Origin of the sequence: Streptomyces sp. NPDC003077 (assembly GCF_040611095.1) — a bacterium.
In the GTDB taxonomy this organism is placed as follows: Bacteria; Actinomycetota; Actinomycetes; order Streptomycetales; family Streptomycetaceae; genus Streptomyces.
The window spans coordinates 18,667-34,732 of record NZ_JBEXNM010000064.1 but is presented as its reverse complement, the minus strand read 5'-3'; the positions used below and the strand labels follow the sequence as shown (position 1 = coordinate 34,732).

General features: G+C 73.9%; 10 protein-coding genes. 9 read left to right on the top strand and 1 reads right to left on the bottom strand.

Translation table 11 applies throughout. From position 1 onward, the window contains the following. The first annotated feature begins 352 nt into the window (after nt 1–352). The 4 genes from ABZX96_RS30620 (at nt 353) to nudC (ending at nt 10,848) form a co-directional block, all read left to right on the top strand. Entirely contained in the window at nt 353–3,973 is a 3,621-nt protein-coding gene (locus ABZX96_RS30620; protein ID WP_355550652.1) for an ATP-dependent DNA helicase, read from the top strand. A 350-nt stretch (nt 3,974–4,323) separates the two neighbouring features. Further along, nucleotides 4,324–8,421: a UvrD-helicase domain-containing protein gene (locus tag ABZX96_RS30615; RefSeq protein ID WP_355550650.1), complete on the top strand. Its 4,098-nt coding sequence runs from the start codon at nt 4,324–4,326 to the stop codon at nt 8,419–8,421. Nucleotides 8,422–8,431: 10 nt separating this feature from the next. Beyond that, nucleotides 8,432–9,835 (top strand): dipeptidase, encoded by a 1,404-nt coding sequence (locus tag ABZX96_RS30610; RefSeq protein WP_355550648.1) that lies wholly within the window; start codon nt 8,432–8,434, stop codon nt 9,833–9,835. 77 nt (nt 9,836–9,912) lie between these two features. After that, on the top strand, nt 9,913–10,848 hold the full coding sequence (nudC, locus tag ABZX96_RS30605; RefSeq protein WP_355550646.1) for an NAD(+) diphosphatase: 936 nt from the start codon (nt 9,913–9,915) through the stop codon (nt 10,846–10,848). 370 nt (nt 10,849–11,218) lie between these two features. Here nudC and ABZX96_RS30600 read toward each other — a convergent pair whose 3' ends face one another. Further along, nucleotides 11,219–11,488, bottom strand: a complete 270-nt coding sequence (locus ABZX96_RS30600) for a mycoredoxin (protein WP_355550645.1) — start codon at nt 11,486–11,488, stop codon at nt 11,219–11,221. A gap of 568 nt (nt 11,489–12,056) precedes the next feature. On the opposite strand from ABZX96_RS30600, the gene ABZX96_RS30595 reads away from it, so the two are divergent. From ABZX96_RS30595 to ABZX96_RS30575, 5 genes are all read left to right on the top strand, one after another. Further along, on the top strand, nt 12,057–14,378 hold the full coding sequence (locus ABZX96_RS30595) for an ATP-dependent DNA helicase UvrD2 (protein ID WP_355550643.1): 2,322 nt from the start codon (nt 12,057–12,059) through the stop codon (nt 14,376–14,378). A gap of 141 nt (nt 14,379–14,519) precedes the next feature. Continuing rightward, nucleotides 14,520–14,843, top strand: a complete 324-nt coding sequence (locus ABZX96_RS30590; protein ID WP_355550641.1) for a hypothetical protein — start codon at nt 14,520–14,522, stop codon at nt 14,841–14,843. Between the two features lie 121 nt (nt 14,844–14,964). After that, complete coding sequence (locus ABZX96_RS30585) at nt 14,965–15,318, top strand: WhiB family transcriptional regulator (RefSeq protein WP_355550639.1); 354 nt, start codon at nt 14,965–14,967, stop codon at nt 15,316–15,318. Then, complete coding sequence (locus ABZX96_RS30580; protein ID WP_355550637.1) at nt 15,315–15,632, top strand: hypothetical protein; 318 nt, start codon at nt 15,315–15,317, stop codon at nt 15,630–15,632. Before ABZX96_RS30585 ends, ABZX96_RS30580 begins: the two co-directional genes overlap by 4 nt. 170 nt (nt 15,633–15,802) lie before the next feature. Continuing rightward, the gene (locus ABZX96_RS30575) at nt 15,803–16,048 is read left to right on the top strand and encodes a hypothetical protein (protein WP_355550636.1); all 246 of its coding nucleotides are present in this window, start codon (nt 15,803–15,805) and stop codon (nt 16,046–16,048) included. The last annotated feature ends 18 nt before the right edge of the window (nt 16,049–16,066 follow it).

Sequence of the window (16,066 nt, the reverse complement as noted above, 5' to 3'; positions counted from 1 at the left end):
TTCCCGGCCCCCGGCCCTCCGCTCCCCAGGAGCGTGACGGACACCACGGCGTGCCCGCCCGCGTCCGAGAAGGCGCAGGTCGGGCGGGTGGCGGCGGCCGGGCGCGGCACGTCGTAGGCGGCGGACTCGCCGGGGACGGCGGCGGGACTCCTCACACCTGACAGCATCCGACGTACGGTCGTGAGACGCGCTGCGGCTCGTGCGCCACCTGGCGTAGCGTCGGGCACGTCCCGCACGACCGCCCCGGGCGCGGCCCCGGCCCACCGGGGCACCACCCTGTCCACGGTTCGCACGAACCGCTGGACGACCGTCCGCACCACTACCAGTACCTCCCCCAGGACCGGCGATCCACGTGAGTTCCCCCTTCTCGGCCGGCTCGTCCGCGCTGCCGCACCAACGGGCGCCGCGACGGGACGCCTCCGGCGCGTACCGGCTGGTGCGCACCCCGCCGGGTCAAGGGGACCCACCTGTTCTGGACGCAGCGCAGCGCGCGGTGGTTGACCACGGGCGCGGGCCCCTGCTCGTCCTGGCGGGCCCGGGGACGGGGAAGACGACGACGCTGGTGGAGTCGGTGGTCCGGCGGGTGCGCGCGGGCGCCGATCCGGAGCGGATCCTCGTCCTCACCTTCAGCCGCAAGGCCGCCGTCGAACTGCGCGACCGGATGGCCGCCCGCCTGGGCGCCCACGGCCCGCAGGCCACCACCTTCCACTCCTACTGTTACGCGCTCGTGCGGGCCCATCAGGACGCCGACCTGTTCGCCGATCCGCTCCGGTTGCTCTCCGGCCCCGAGCAGGACCTCGTGGTCCGTGAGCTGCTGGAGGGGCAGGCCGAGCTGGCGGGCGACGGCCGGGCGCGGGTCGGCTGGCCGGACGAGCTGCGGGCCTGCCTGACCACCAGGGGGTTCGCCGACGAGGTCCGCGCGGTGCTGGCCCGCAGCCGCGAACTCGGCCTAGGCGCGGACGCCCTCGCCGCCTTCGCCGCGCGCGCCGGACGCCCGGACTGGGAGGCGGCGGCCGGGTTCCTCGCGGAGTACCTGGACGTCCTGGACGCCCAGGGGGTGCTGGACTACGCGGAACTCGTCCACCGGGCCGTCCTTCTGGCGGAGCGGCCCGAGGTGGCGGCGGAGCTGGCGGGCCGGTACGACGCGGTCTTCGTCGACGAGTACCAGGACACCGACGTCGCGCAGGTGCGGCTGCTGCGCGCGCTGGCCGGGCACGGCCGCACGCTCGTCGCCTTCGGTGACCCCGACCAGTCGATCTACGCCTTCCGCGGCGCCGACGTCAACGGCATCCTCGACTTCCCCCGGACATTCCCGCGCGAGGACGGGAGTCCGGCCCCGGTGGAGGTGCTGGGCACCTCCCGCCGTTCGGGCGCGGCGCTGCTGGCGGCCACCCGCCTCCTCACGCACCGGATGCCGCTCACCCGATTGCCGGCCCAAAAGGTGCGCGCCCATAGGGAGCTCGCTCCCGTACGGGACGGGGGCCGCGTCGAGGTGTACACGTACCCGACGCCCGGCGCGGAACTGGAGAACATCGCGGACCTGCTGCGGCGCGCCCACCTGGAGGACGGGGTGCCGTGGCGCGACATGGCCGTTCTCGTGCGCGCCGGTGGCCGTTCGATACCCGGCGTGCGGCGCGCGCTGACCTCCGCGGGCGTGCCGCTCGACATCGACGGCGACGACCTGCCGCTGCGCCACGAGCCCGCGGTGGCGCCCCTTCTGGTGGCGTTGCGGGCGGCGGCGCGGGGGGCGCTGGCGGATGTGACGGCGGCGGGTGAGGGCGCGGAGGGTTCTGCGGCCACGGAGGGTTCTGCGGCCACGGAGGCTGACGGCTCGGTGATTGCTGAGGTCGAGAGGCCCGTCGACGATCAAGCCGACGAGGTCACGGTCATGGAAGCCGATGACGTCGCGGCCCTGGAGGCTGACGGTGACGCGCTCCCCAGTGACGCGCTCCCTGGTGACGCGCTCCCTGGTGACGCGCTCCCTGGTGACGTGCTTCCTGGTGACGCAGTCCCTGGTGACGCGGTTTCTGGTGACGCGGCCCCTGAACCCGACACCCCCCTGGCACCGTCCCCCACCGCCTCCACCCCGCCCGGCGGCCTCGACGTCGAGTCCGCCATCGAGCTGCTGACCTCCCCCCTCGGCGGCATGGACCCCGCCGACCTGCGGCGTCTGGGCCGTGCGCTGCGCGAGGAGGAACGGGCCGCGGGCCGGGCCGTGCCGCGCCCTTCCGATGTCCTGATCGCGGAGGCGCTCGCCGAGCCGCAGTGCCTGGTGGCGCACGACCCGGCGTACGCGCGGGGTGCGCAGCGCCTGGGGCTGCTGCTCCGTAAGGCGCGCGAACTGCTGGCGGGCGGCGGCACCGCCGAAGAGGCCCTGTGGGAGCTGTGGAACGGCACGACCTGGCCGGACCGGCTGGAGCGGGCCGCCCGGCGCGGCGGCGCGGCGGGCCGCAACGCGGACCGGGACCTGGACGCGGTGGTCGCCCTCTTCGAGACGGCGGCCCGCGCGGAGCAGCGTACGGGTGGTCGCGGCGCGCTGAACTTCCTGGAGGAACTGGACGCGCAGGACATCGCCGCGGACACGCTCACCCGCCGCGCAGCGCGCCCCGACGCGGTGCGCCTGATGACGGCCCACCGTTCCAAGGGGCTGGAGTGGCGGCTCGTGGTGGTGGCCGGGGTGCAGGAGGGGCTCTGGCCCGACCTGCGCCGACGGGGTTCGCTCCTGGAGGCGGACCGGATCGGCCGGGACGGCATCGCCGAACCGCTGACGCCGGGCGCGCTGCTCTCCGAGGAGCGCCGGCTGTTCTATGTGGCCGCCACGCGGGCCCGGGAGCGTCTGATCGTCACGGCGGTGAAGGCCGCCTCCGAGGACGGTGACCAGCCCTCCCGCTTCCTGGGCGAGCTGGGCGTCGAGCCGAAGGACGTCACGGGCCGCCCGCGCCGCCCGCTGTCCGTGGCCGCGCTGGTCGCCGAACTGCGCGCCACCACCGTGGACCCGGCGGCCTCGCCCGCCCTGCGCGAGGCCGCCGCGGTGCGGCTGGCGCGGCTGGCGGCGCTGTCCGACGAGGAGGGCCGGCCGCTGGTCCCGGCCGCGCACCCGGACCGCTGGTGGGGGCTGGAGGAGCCGACGCGCAGCACGGTGCCGCTGCGGGACCGCGACCGGCCGGTGGTGCTGTCCGGCAGCGCGCTGGACCAGCTCGCGAACAGCTGCTCCCTCCAGTGGTTCCTGGGCCGGGAGGTCAAGGCGGAGCCGCCGGCGACCGTGGCCCAGGGGTTCGGCAACGTCGTCCACGTCCTGGCGGACGAGGTCGCCTCCGGACGCACGCCCGCCGACCTGACCGTCCTGATGGCGCGCCTGGACTCCGTATGGGACGCGCTCGCCTTCGACGCCCCCTGGAAGTCCCGGCAGGAGAAGGAGAACGCCCGCGCCGCCCTGGAGCGCTTCCTGCGCTGGCACGTCCTGGAGCGGGAGGCACACGCCCGGACGGTCCTCGCCACCGAGCACGCCTTCGACGTGACGCTGGAGGCGGGCGAGTACGGCATCCGCATCCGGGGCAGCATGGACCGCGTCGAACGGGACGCCGAGGGCCGCGCGTACGTGGTGGACTTCAAGACCGGCAAGCAGAAACCGACCGGCCCCGAGGTGGCCCGTCACCCGCAGCTCGCCGTCTACCAGCTCGCCGTGGCCCAGGGCGCGGTGGACGACGTCTTCGACGGGCGCCGGCCCGAGTCCGGGGGCGCGGAACTCGTCCACCTGCGCCTGGGCGCGCCCAAGAAGGAGGGCGGCGACACGCTGCCCGCCGTACAGGCGCAGCCCCCGCTGGAGGGGGAGTGGGTGGGCGAACTGCTCGCCACCGCGGCGGCCCGCGTCCTGGAGGAGCGCTTCACCCCGTCCACCGGGCAGCACTGCACCCACTGCGCCTTCCGCCACGCCTGCTCGGCGCGGCCGGAGGGGCGGCAGGTGGTGGAGTGATCTTCGGCGGGGGGCTTGGGCTCCTGGGGGCTCCGGGGCGAGGCCGGGGTCGGGGCTTCGTCCCGGTCCGGGCGTCTCGGGTCCGGAGCACCGCGCGCCCGGCGTTGGATGCCTGGCGTTTCGCGTTCGGTGTCGGACCTGTGCCAGGGGTCTGGCGTTCTGCGTTCGGCGCCGGTCCTGCGTCGGATGCCTGACGTTTCGCCTTCGGCGTCCGCCCCGCGTCGGAAGCCTGGCGTTCAGCCTCCGGCACCCGCCCCGCGGCTGAGGCTCCCGGCCCCGCCTGATGCGTCTGACCTGCGCCGTTGCCGGACGGCCCGGAGTTGTCAGTGGTGCCCGGTACGGTTTTTGTTGTGTCCGCTCGCATCACCGACCCCGAGCAGCTCAAGCAGCTCCTCGGCATCCCGTTCACCCCGGAGCAGATGGCCTGCATCACAGCGCCGCCCGCCCCGCAGGTGATCGTGGCCGGGGCCGGGTCGGGCAAGACCACGGTCATGGCCGCGCGGGTGGTGTGGCTGGTGGGGACGGGGCAGGTCGCGCCCGAGCAGGTCCTCGGGCTGACGTTCACGAACAAGGCGGCCGGAGAGCTGTCCGAGCGGGTCCGCAAGGCGCTGGAGGCGGCCGGCGTCACCGAGCCGGGAGGCGCGTTCCCAGAAGGAGGGTTCGCAGACGGGCGGGGAGCGGGCCCGGAGGAGGAGCACGTCCCCGGCGAGCCCCGCATCTCCACCTACCACGCCTTCGCCGGGCAGCTCCTGAAGGACCACGGCCTGCGCATCGGCCTGGAGCCCACGGCCCGCCTGCTCGCAGACGCCACGCGCTTCCAGCTCGCCGCCCGGGTGCTGCGGGCCGCGCCCGGCCCGTATCCGGCGCTGACCAAGTCGCTGCCCTCCCTGGTGGAGGACCTGCTCGCGCTGGACGGCGAGCTCGCCGAGCACCTGGTGGAACCCGAGCGGCTGCGCGCGTACGACACCGAGCTGCTGGCCACCCTGGAGGGCGTCAAGCTCTCCAACGCCGACCTGCGCAAGGTCCCCGAGACCGCCGAGGGGCGCCGCGAGCTGCTGGAGCTGGTCGGCGCCTACCGGAGCGAGAAGCGCCGCCGCGACCTGCTCGACTTCGGTGACCAGATCGCCCTGTCCGCGACGCTGGCGATGACGCGCCCGGAGGTGGGCGACCTGCTGCGGCAGGAGTTCCGGGTCGTCCTCCTGGACGAGTACCAGGACACCTCCGTCGCCCAGCGGCTCCTGCTGTCCGGCCTCTTCGGCGGCGGCACGGGCCACGCCGTCACCGCCGTCGGCGACCCCTGCCAGGCGATCTACGGCTGGCGCGGCGCCTCCGTCGCCAACCTCGACGACTTCCCCGCGCACTTCCCCTTCGCCGACGGCACCCCGGCCCGGCGGTACGCGCTCAGCGAGAACCGCCGCAGCGGCGGCCGGCTGCTGGACCTGGCCAACGGGCTCGCCGCCCCCCTGCGCGCGATGCACGAGGGCGTGGAGGCGCTGCGCCCGGCCCCCGGCGCGGAGCGCGACGGCGTGGTGCGCTGCGCGCTGCTGCCCACCCACGCCGAGGAGATGGCCTGGCTCGCCGACTCCATCGCCCACCTGGTGCGGACGGGGACGCCACCGGGCGAGATCGCGGTGCTGTGCCGTACGGCGGGCGACTTCGCCCGCATCCAGGGCGAGCTGGTCGCACGCGAGATCCCGGTGGAGGTCGTCGGCCTCTCCGGGCTGCTGCACCTCCCGGAGGTCGCCGATCTGGTCGCCGTCTGCGAGGTGCTCCAGGACCCCACGGCCAACGCCGCCCTGGTGCGCCTCCTGGTGGGGCCGCGCTGGCGGATCGGCCCCCGGGACCTGGCGCTGCTGGGGCGCCGGGCCCGCATGCTGGTGCACCGCCCGGGCCGGACCGAGGACCCCGAGCGGCGGCTGGCCGAGGCGGTGGAGGGCGTGGACCCGGCCGAGGCGATCTCCCTCGCCGACGCGCTCGACACCTTCCTGGAGGCCGAGGGCCACCCCGACGACCAGCTGCCCTTCTCCCCGGAGGCGCGGGTCCGCTTCGCCCGCCTCGCCACGGAACTGCGCGAGCTGCGGCGTTCCCTCGCCGACCCGCTGATGGACGTGCTGCACCGGGTGCTGGCCACCACGGGCCTGGAGGTGGAGCTGTCCGCGTCCCCGCACGCCCTGGCGGCCCGCCGCCGCGAGACCCTGGGGAACTTCCTCGACGTCGCCGCCGCCTTCGCCGCCAAGCAGGGCGGCGCGGCCCTGGACGGCGAGGCGACGCTGCTGTCCTTCCTCGGCTTCCTGCGCACGGCCGTCCAGTACGAGAAGGGGCTGGACAGCTCGCTCCCGGGCGGCGAGGACACCGTCAAGGTGCTCACCGCCCACAAGTCCAAGGGCCTGGAGTGGAACGTGGTGGCGGTGCCCGGCCTGGTCACCAAGCAGTTCCCCAGCGAGCAGGCCCGCGAGTCGTGGATCTCCCAGCCCAAGGTGCTGCCGCACGGCCTGCGCGGCGACGCCGCCACGCTCCCGGACGTCGAGGACTGGAGCAGCCGCGGCCTGAAGTCCTTCAAGGAGGCGATGAAGGAGCACCAGGAGACGGAGGAGCTGCGCCTGGGCTACGTCACGTTCACCCGCCCGCGCTCCCTCCTGCTCGGCTCCGGCCACTGGTGGGGCCCCGACCAGAAGAGGCCGCGCGGCCCCTCGTCCTTCTTGGAGGCCCTGCGCGCCCACTGCGAGGCGGGCCACGGCGAGATCGAGGCCTGGGCCGATCCCCCGGAGGAGGACGAGGAGAACCCGGCCCTGCGAGAGGCCGTCGCCGAACAGGACTGGCCGCTGCCGCTCGACCCGACGGCCACCGCCCGCCGCCGGAAGGCCGCCGCCACGGTCCGCCGCCACCTCGACGCCCTGCTCTCCCCGTCCACCGCCCCGGCCGGCCCCGCGGGCAGCACCCACGACGCCCCGCACCCGGCCGCGGACGCGCCCGGGCCGCGCACCGGGCACCCGGCCGCGCTCGCCGACTCCCCGGACTGGCCCTGGCCCCCCGAGGACGAGCCGCCCTTCGAGGCCCCGTACGACAACGAGCCTCCCTTTGGCGAGCCGTACGACGACGAGCCGCCCTTCGAGGCCCCGTACGACGACGACCCGTACGCGTACGAGCCCCTCCCGGAGGAGGCGCACGCCCACGAGCTGCCCGAAGACGTGCCGCAGGAGGACGACGCGGCACACGGACACGCGCCGCACGAGCACGCGGCGGACGAGGACGAGCAGCCGCCCCACGACCCGGCGAACCCTCACCCGTCCCCGTCCCCGTACGACGCTCACGAGCTGGACGCCTCGGATGATCCCTACGACGAGGCCCCCGCCGAGACGCGGCCCGGCAACGACCTGCTCCCCGAGGAACGCCGCGCCGTGGCGTCCTGGGACCGGGATCTGGACGCGCTGGCCGACGAGCTGCGCCGCGCCCGCGCCACCGTCTGGGAGGTGCCGATCCCGCCGGTGCTCAGCGCGTCGCAGATGATGCGGCTGGCCGCCGACCCGGAAGGGTTCGCGCGGGAGCTGGCCCGCCCCATGCCGCGCCCGCCGCAGCCCGGGGCCCGCCGGGGCACCCGGTTCCACGCCTGGGTCGAGTCCCGCTTCGAGGAGCTGACGCTGCCCATGCTCGGCCCGGACGAGCTGCCGGGCGGAGACGACGAGTACGGCCCGCTGCCCGGGGGCGGAGCCGAGCCGGGCGACGGCATCACGGACGAACGGGATCTGGAGGCGCTCAAGGAAGCGTTCGCCCGCACCCCGTACGCCCACCGCACTCCGTACCGCGTCGAGGCGCCGTTCCAGCTCGTCCTCGCCGGCCGGGTGATCCGCGGGCGGATCGACGCCGTCTACAAGGTCAGCGGCCCCGACGGGATCAGGTACGAGATCGTCGACTGGAAGACCGGCCGGTCCGGCACCGCCGATCCCCTCCAGCTCGCCCTGTACCGGCTGGGCTGGGCCGAGCAGCGCGGCGTCCCGCCGTCCGCGGTGGACGCCGTCTTCCTGCACGTCCGCAGCGGCGAGGTGGTCCGTCCGGAGGGACTGCCCGGGCGGGCCGAACTGGAACGCGTCCTGCTCGGCGACACACAAGGGACCGACGGGGCGGACGGGACGGACGCGAAGCCCGGCCGGGAGACGACCGGGACACCTGGCAGAAAAGGCGCGCCCGGCAGGAAAGGCGCACCTGGCAGGAAAGGCGCGCCCGGCCAAAGAGGCGCACCCGACGGAAAAGGCGCACCTGGCAGGAAAGGCGCGCCCGGCCAAAGAGGCGCACCCGACGGAAAAGGCGCACCTGGCAGGAAAGGCGCGCCCGGCCAAAGACGCGCACCCGACGGAACGGAAACACCCGGCGGAAGCGAAGTGACCCCCCGGACAGGTGTGACGAACGAGTCGCACGAGACCCCTGATCCCCTGCCCGGGGAAGCCGGATAGGCTCGTTGGTATGAGCAGCTCGATCCCGGACAGCGCCGTCCGCACGTACATCGACCACCACCGCGACGGCTTCCTCGCGGAGCTGTCCGAGTGGCTGCGCATCCCGTCCGTGTCCGCCGACCCCGACCGCGCCCCGGACGTGCGCCGCAGCGCCGAATGGCTGGCGGCCAAGCTCACGGCCACGGGTTTCCCGGTCGCCGAGGTCTGGGAGACACCGGGCGCCCCGGCGGTCTACGCCGAGTGGCCCTCGGGTGATCCGGACGCGCCCACCGTCCTCGTCTACGGTCACCACGACGTGCAGCCCGCGGCCCGGGAGGACGGCTGGCGCACCGACCCGTTCGAGCCGGAGGTCGTCGACGGAAAGCTGTACGCCCGCGGTGCCGCCGACGACAAGGGACAGGTCTTCTTCCACACCCTCGGCGTGCGCGCACACCTGGCCGCGACCGGCCGCACGGCGCCCGCCGTGAACCTCAAGCTGCTCATCGAGGGCGAGGAGGAGTCCGGCTCGCCGCACTTCCCCGACCTCATACAGCGGCACGCCGCCCGGCTGGCGTGCGACGCGGTGATCGTCTCGGACACGGGCATGTGGTCCAAGGACGTCCCGACGGTGTGCACGGGCATGCGCGGCCTCACCGACTGCCAGGTCGATCTGTACGGCCCGGACCAGGACATCCACTCGGGTTCGTTCGGCGGCGCCGTCCCCAACCCGGCCACCGAGGCCGCCCGCCTGGTCGCGGCGCTGCACGACGAGGACCGGCGCGTCACCGTCCCCGGGTTCTACGACGGGGTGGTGCCGCTCACCGACGAGGAACGCGAGCTGTTCGCCGAGCTGCCCTTCGACGAGGCCGAGTGGCTGCGCACGGCGCACTCGCACGCCACCCTCGGCGAGGCGGGCCACACCACCCTGGAGCGCCTGTGGGCGCGCCCCACCGCCGAGGTGAACGGCATCGGCGGCGGGTACCAGGGCCCCGGCGGGAAGACCATCGTCCCGTCGTCCGCCCGGCTGAAGCTGTCCTTCCGCCTGGTGGCGGGCCAGGACGCGGGCAAGGTCGAGCAGTCCTTCCGCGACTGGGTCGCCGCCCGCCTCCCGGAGGGCATCCGCCACGAGATCACCTTCTGGGGCGCCACCCGCCCCTGCCTGACCCCGCTCGGCCACCCGGCCCTCCAGTCGGTCGTACGGGCCATGGGCCGGGCGTTCGGCGGCAAGATCCGTTTCACCCGTGAGGGCGGCTCCGGCCCCGCCGCCGACCTGCAGGACGTGCTCGGGGTGCCGGTGCTGTTCCTGGGGATCTCCATCCCCTCGGACGGCTGGCACGCGCCGAACGAGAAGGTGGAGTTGGACCTCCTGATGAAGGGCGTCGAGACCGCCGCGTACCTGTGGGGCGACCTGGCGGAGAACTGGCGCACCGCTTGACCCGTGCCCGTACCGCCGTCCCGACCCGCGCGCACCCGCAGCAGACACCTACGCCACAGGGGGAGTTGGAAACAGCAGTGACCACCTGGACCGACCACGAAGCCGACCGGCCGCTCACCTTCAGCGTGCCGAGCGGCATCGACCGCTCCGCCCACCACCGCCTGGACGAGGCGTGGCTCGCCGCGGCCTGGAGCCACCCGACGACGCGCGTCTTCGTGGTCTCCGGAGGCCAGGCGCTCATCGACGACACCCCCGACGGCCGCACCGAGCTGATCATGACGCCGTCCTTCGAGGCGCCCATGACGGAGGCGCACCGGTACTTCCTGGGCACGGACGAGGACGGCATCCGCTACTTCGCCCTCCAGAAGGACTCCCTCCCCGGGCGCATGGACCAGTCCGCGCGCCCGGCAGGGCTGCGCGAGGCGGGGCTGCTGCTCTCGCCGCGCGACGCCGGGCTGCTGGTGCACGCGGTCGCCCTGGAGAACTGGCAGCGGCTGCATCGTTTCTGCTCGCGCTGCGGCGAACGCACCGTCATCGCCGCCGCCGGCCACATCCGCCGCTGCCCGGCCTGCGGCGCCGAGCACTACCCGCGCACCGACCCCGCCGTGATCATGCTGGTCACGGACGAGGAGGACCGCGCGCTGCTCGGCCGCCAGGTGCACTGGCCCGAGGGCCGCTTCTCCACCCTCGCGGGCTTCGTCGAGCCGGGCGAGACCCTGGAGCAGTCGGTGGCTCGTGAGGTCTACGAGGAGGCGGGGGTGGTGGTCGGCGAGGTCGAGTACGTCGCCAGCCAGCCGTGGCCCTTCCCCTCCAGCCTGATGCTGGGCTTCATGGCGCGCGCCACCTCCTCCGAGATCCAGGTGGACGGCGAGGAGATCGAGGAGGCCCGCTGGTTCTCCCGGGAGGATCTGCGCGCCGCCTTCGAATCCGGCGAGGTGCTGCCTCCGTACGGGATCTCCATCGCGGCCCGCCTGATCGAACTCTGGTACGGCAAGCCGCTGCCGAGGCCGTAAGGCCCATAGGGCGCACGAGGCCATAGGGACGCACGAGACCTATAGGGGCACGCGAAGCGCCAGGGCCCACCAGGCCCGTAGGGGCAACGAGGCCGACAGGGCACCCGAAGTCGGCAGGGCACCCGAGGCCGACAGGGCATCCGAAGTCGGCAGGGCACCCGAAGTCGGCAGGGCACCCGAGGCCGACAGGGCACACGAAGCCGACAGGGCACACGAAAAGGCCCCGGGGACGCGACGGCACGTCCGTACGCGGCGCATCGCGCGTCGTACGTACCCTCGCGACCCCGGGGCCTTCCCTGACGTTGCCGGGCTCTCCCGGCACGACGGGGTGTCCGGGCGCCTAAACACCCGTCCCGCGCGTCGTTGCCCGTCACGCCGCGTTCGAGACGCCCAGTGTCTGCTTGACCTGGGCCAGACTCGGGTTCGTCATGACCACCGCCTCGCCGCCCGTGGTGGGGACCACCTGGACGGTCGGGACCGTCTGGTTGCCGCCGTTCACCGTCTCCACGAACGCCGCCGACTCCGGGTCGTGCTCGATGTTGATCTCGGTGTACGCGATGCCCTCGCGGTCGAGCTGCGTCTTCAGTCGACGGCAGTAGCCGCACCAGGTCGTGCTGTACATCGTCACCGTGCCTGCCATGGGTTCGGCGCTCCTCTTGTCCGTGGTGATCCGGGGATCACGGTCCTTGCTCTTCCTGCCCGGCCGCGCACTCGCCGACGGCCGCGCGCGTACGCGTCCCCGACGAGCGGCGCCAACGCCGTACGACCGCGATGACGTGCGGCGACGCGGACCGCCACCCCGATCATCACGGCTCGGCCGCCGTGCACTGGAAGAACATCCGACGGGCCCCGGCCATTCCCGCCACCCGCGACCGTGCGTGCACGACCGCCTGCACAGGGGGCCCGGCCCGCCCGGCAGGCCGTCGGCAGTCCGCGCGGACGGACGGCCGCGGGCTCCGGCCCGTCGCCGTCCGTGGGCCCGGGGGAGCGGCTCCTCGCAGCTGGGGGCCGGAGGAGGCCCACAGCGAAACGGACGCGACCCGCACGGCGAAGTGAACGATCCCCCGCACGGCGAAGTGGGCGAGCCCCCGCGCGACAGAGTGGGCGAAGCCGTCCCCCACCACTGTCCGTGCACATTCGTACGACCGCGAGCCACCGCCTGTGGACAACTTTCCCGGCCGCCTCTGCCGACCTGGCAGCATGGCAGAGTGACAGCAGCAACGGACTCCACCCTCTTCCCGCAGGCCACCCCGGAATCGCCCTACGCGGCGCCGCCCCGGGACGCCGACGCGGTGCTGGAGGGGCTCGATCCCGAGCAGCGCGAGGTCGCGACGGCGCTGCACGGGCCGGTCTGCGTGCTGGCCGGCGCCGGCACGGGCAAGACCCGGGCGATCACCCACCGGATCGCCTACGGCGTGCGGGCCGGCATCCTGCAGCCCGCCAGCGTCCTCGCCGTCACGTTCACCGCGCGCGCCGCCGGTGAGATGCGCGGCCGGCTGCGGCAGCTCGGCGCCGGCGGGGTCCAGGCCCGCACGTTCCACTCCGCCGCCCTGCGCCAGCTCCAGTTCTTCTGGCCCAAGGCCGTCGGCGGTGAGCTGCCGCGCCTGCTGGAGCGCAAGGCCCAGTTCGTCGCCGAGGCCGCCGCCCGCTGCCGCCTCCGCCTGGACCGCAACGAGCTGCGCGACGTCACCAGTGAGATCGAGTGGTCCAAGGTCACCCAGACGGTGCCCGCCGACTACGCCGCCGCCACCGCCAAGGCCCACCGCGAGCCCCCGCGGGACCCTGCCGAGATCGCCCAGATCTACACCACGTACGAACAGCTCAAGCGCGACCGCGGCATGATCGACTTCGAGGACGTGCTGTTGCTCACGGTCGGCGTGCTCCAGGACCGGCACGACATCGCCGATCAGGTCCGCTCCCAGTACCAGCACTTCGTCGTCGACGAGTACCAGGACGTCAGCCCGCTCCAGCAGCGGTTGCTGGATCTGTGGCTCGGCGACCGGCCGAACGTCTGCGTGGTCGGCGACGCCAGCCAGACGATCTACAGCTTCACCGGCGCCACCCCGGACCACCTGCTCGACTTCCGGACCCGCCATCCGGACGCGACGGTGGTCCGGCTCGTCCGCGACTACCGCTCCACCCCGCAGGTCGTCCACCTGGCCAACGGCCTGCTGGCCCAGGCCCGGGGCCGCGCCGCCGACCACCGGCTGGAGCTGGTCTCCCAGCGCCCGGCGGGCCCCGAGCCGGTCTACACCGAGTACGCCGACGAGCCCGCCGAGGCCGAGGGCGTCGCCCGGCGCGTCCGCGACCTCATCGCCTCCGGCGTCCCCGCCGCGGAGATAGCGGTCCTCTTCCGCGTCAACGCCCAGTCCGGGCTCTACGAGCAGGCGCTGGGGGATCAGGAGGTGCCCTACCAGCTGCGCGGCGCCGAGCGGTTCTTCGAACGGCCCGAGGTGCGCGAGGCCGGGGTGGCGCTGCGCAGCGCGGCCCGCTTCGGCGGCAACGACGCCCTGCTCGACGACGCCGTGGACCTGCCCTCCCAGGTGCGCGCGGTGCTGAGCACCAAGGGCTGGACCGACCGCGCCCCGGCCGGTACGGGCGCGGTGCGGGATCGCTGGGAGTCCCTGGCCGCGCTGGTCCGGCTGGCCGACGAGTTCGCCGGGGCGCGGCCGGACGCCACCCTCGCCGATCTCGTCGCCGAGCTGGACGAGCGGGCCAACGCGCAGCACGCGCCCACCGTCGAGGGCGTCACGCTGGCGTCCCTGCACGCCGCCAAGGGCCTGGAGTGGGACGCCGTCTTCCTGGTCGGCCTCACCGACGGCATGCTCCCCATCACCTACGCCCGGACCGACGAGCAGATAGAGGAGGAGCGCCGCCTCCTCTATGTAGGGGTCACCAGGGCCCGCCGTCACCTGTCTCTGTCCTGGTCGCTCGCCCGCTCGCCGGGCGGCCGTGCCTCCCGCCGCCCCAGCCGTTTCCTGGACGGGCTGCGGCCGGGCTCGGGGGCCGCGGCCCGCCGCACGGCCGGGGGCATCGCGGGGGGCCTGGAGCGGGGCGAGGGTTCCGGCGCCGTCGCGGGCCTGGGGCCGGCGGCCGGTACGCGGCGTCGCACGGCGCGGGGCACCGTCCGCTGCCGGGTCTGCCGCAGGACGCTGACCCAGGCCGGCGAGATGAAGCTGATGCGCTGCGAGGACTGCCCCTCGGAGCTGGACGAGGCGCTGTACGAGCGGCTGCGCGACTGGCGCGCGGAGCAGGCCCGGGAGATGGGGCAGCCGGAGTTCTGCGTCTTCACCGACAAGACCTTGCTGGCCATCGCGGAGGCGGCGCCGGGGACGGCGTCGGAGCTCTCCGCCATCCCCGGGGTGATCTCCCGCAAGCTGCACCGGTTCGGGGACGCGGTCCTCGCCCTGTGCGCGGGGGAGGAACCGTCCGGCCTGCCCGGTCAGCCCGGCGAAGCTCCCGGTGAGGACGTTGGGGAAGGGAACGCCACAGGGGTCGAACCCGATCCCGGAAAGTCATCGGAAAAATAGTTTGCGCGTGCGGAGCGCATCCCCATAGCCTTCGGAACACGGAGACAACGGGCCTTCCGGGAACCGCTGGATCCGTGCTGTACTGAACAAGCTTTGGGCCGTTTGACCGGCCCCCCGAGACGCCGAGAGGAGGCGAGACCAGTGATCAGCTTCATGGAGACCAAGATGACCGATCTTTCGGTCGTCGCCGCCTGCACGCTCGGCTCCTCGCACCAGGGCACCGGTCTGTCCGGCTTCGGCCGGGTTTCCGCCGACGCCGCCGCCCGTCCCGCGTTCCTGGCATCCCTCCAGGTCAACGAGGTCAACGAGCGACCGACCCAGGCACCGGCGGTAGTGGCGATCCAGGCAGCGGCACCCACCGCTGCCGTCGCGGCTCCCAATGGTGCCGGATCCCCGAAGCAGTACCGCAAGCAGCAGGAAAAGTGGGCCTTCCGTGGCCTTGAACCCTGGAGAGATCCAGCCTGATCGGCATGATCAGGTCGGCACCTTCCAGGGCCGCGGAACCCACACCGGGATCCGCGGCCCTTTTGTTTTGCCAAACGCGCCCAGCCACCAGCCGGGCCGAACAGACGAGGAACACACCGCCGTGCAGCTCCAGACGCGCACCCCGTCCGTCGCCACCGACCTGATTCCTCCGCCCGACCTCCAGGAGAACTCCTTGTTGCCCCTCACCGAGCTCGACAACCAGATCGACCGCCTCGGCGCCGCTGTCCCGTGTCGCACCTACGACCCGGAAGTCTTCTTCGCCGAGTCCCCGGCCGACGTCGAGTACGCCAAGTCGCTGTGCCAGACCTGTCCGGTGCGCGAGTCCTGCCTCGCCGGCGCCAAGGACCGCCGTGAGCCGTGGGGCGTCTGGGGTGGCGAGCTCTTCGTCCAGGGCGTCGTCGTGGCCCGCAAGCGCCCCCGTGGCCGTCCGCGCAAGAACCCGGTCACGGCATGAACACCGCACGCACAGGAACGATCGACCGTCCCTCCCAGAGGGACCCCCAGAAGCAGGACCCGACGATGAACCCCTTCCACACCGAAGCCACCGCCCCCACCCACTCGGACGTCCTTGAGGCACGTCAGAACAGGATCCGTGAAATGCAACTCATCCCAGAAGCCCTGGCGCGCGCGCATATACATGAACGCCTCAGGCAGGCCGAGGCGGACCGCCGGGCCGTGCGGTTCAGCCGCGCCCGGCGGATGCAGCGCCGCGCCGAACGCGCGTCGCTCCGCGCCCGCCGCGCCCTGGCCCTCGCCGTGATGCAGTAACCGTCCCCTTCCCGGCACTGCTCCCGGCCCACCGGCCGTTTCTTTCCGCGGGGTCCGTCCAACAGGGCGGGCCCCGCGCCCCGTTGGGGTGGAGCGCACGCGGTGGTGCCGCGGCAGGGTTCTGTTGCGTTGTGTCCCGCTTCGCCGTTCCGTGGGGCTATCGTCTACGGGTGGACCACAAACCCCGCAAACACACGGAGTTGACCACCCGGCCGAGCCGCGAGAACGGTTCGGCCCGCACCGTCCGGCAGGCCCGGACGAGGACGGTGTGTACCCGCTGCGGTGCGACCGCCGAAGGCGAGGCCGTCACCTGGACCTGTTCGGTGGAGGGCGGCGTACGCCGCTACTTCTGTGACAGATGCGCCCGGGAGAACATCCGCTCCATCGAGGGGCGCCTGGACTCGGCGTGGTGGTGACGGGACGGCCGCCGAAGG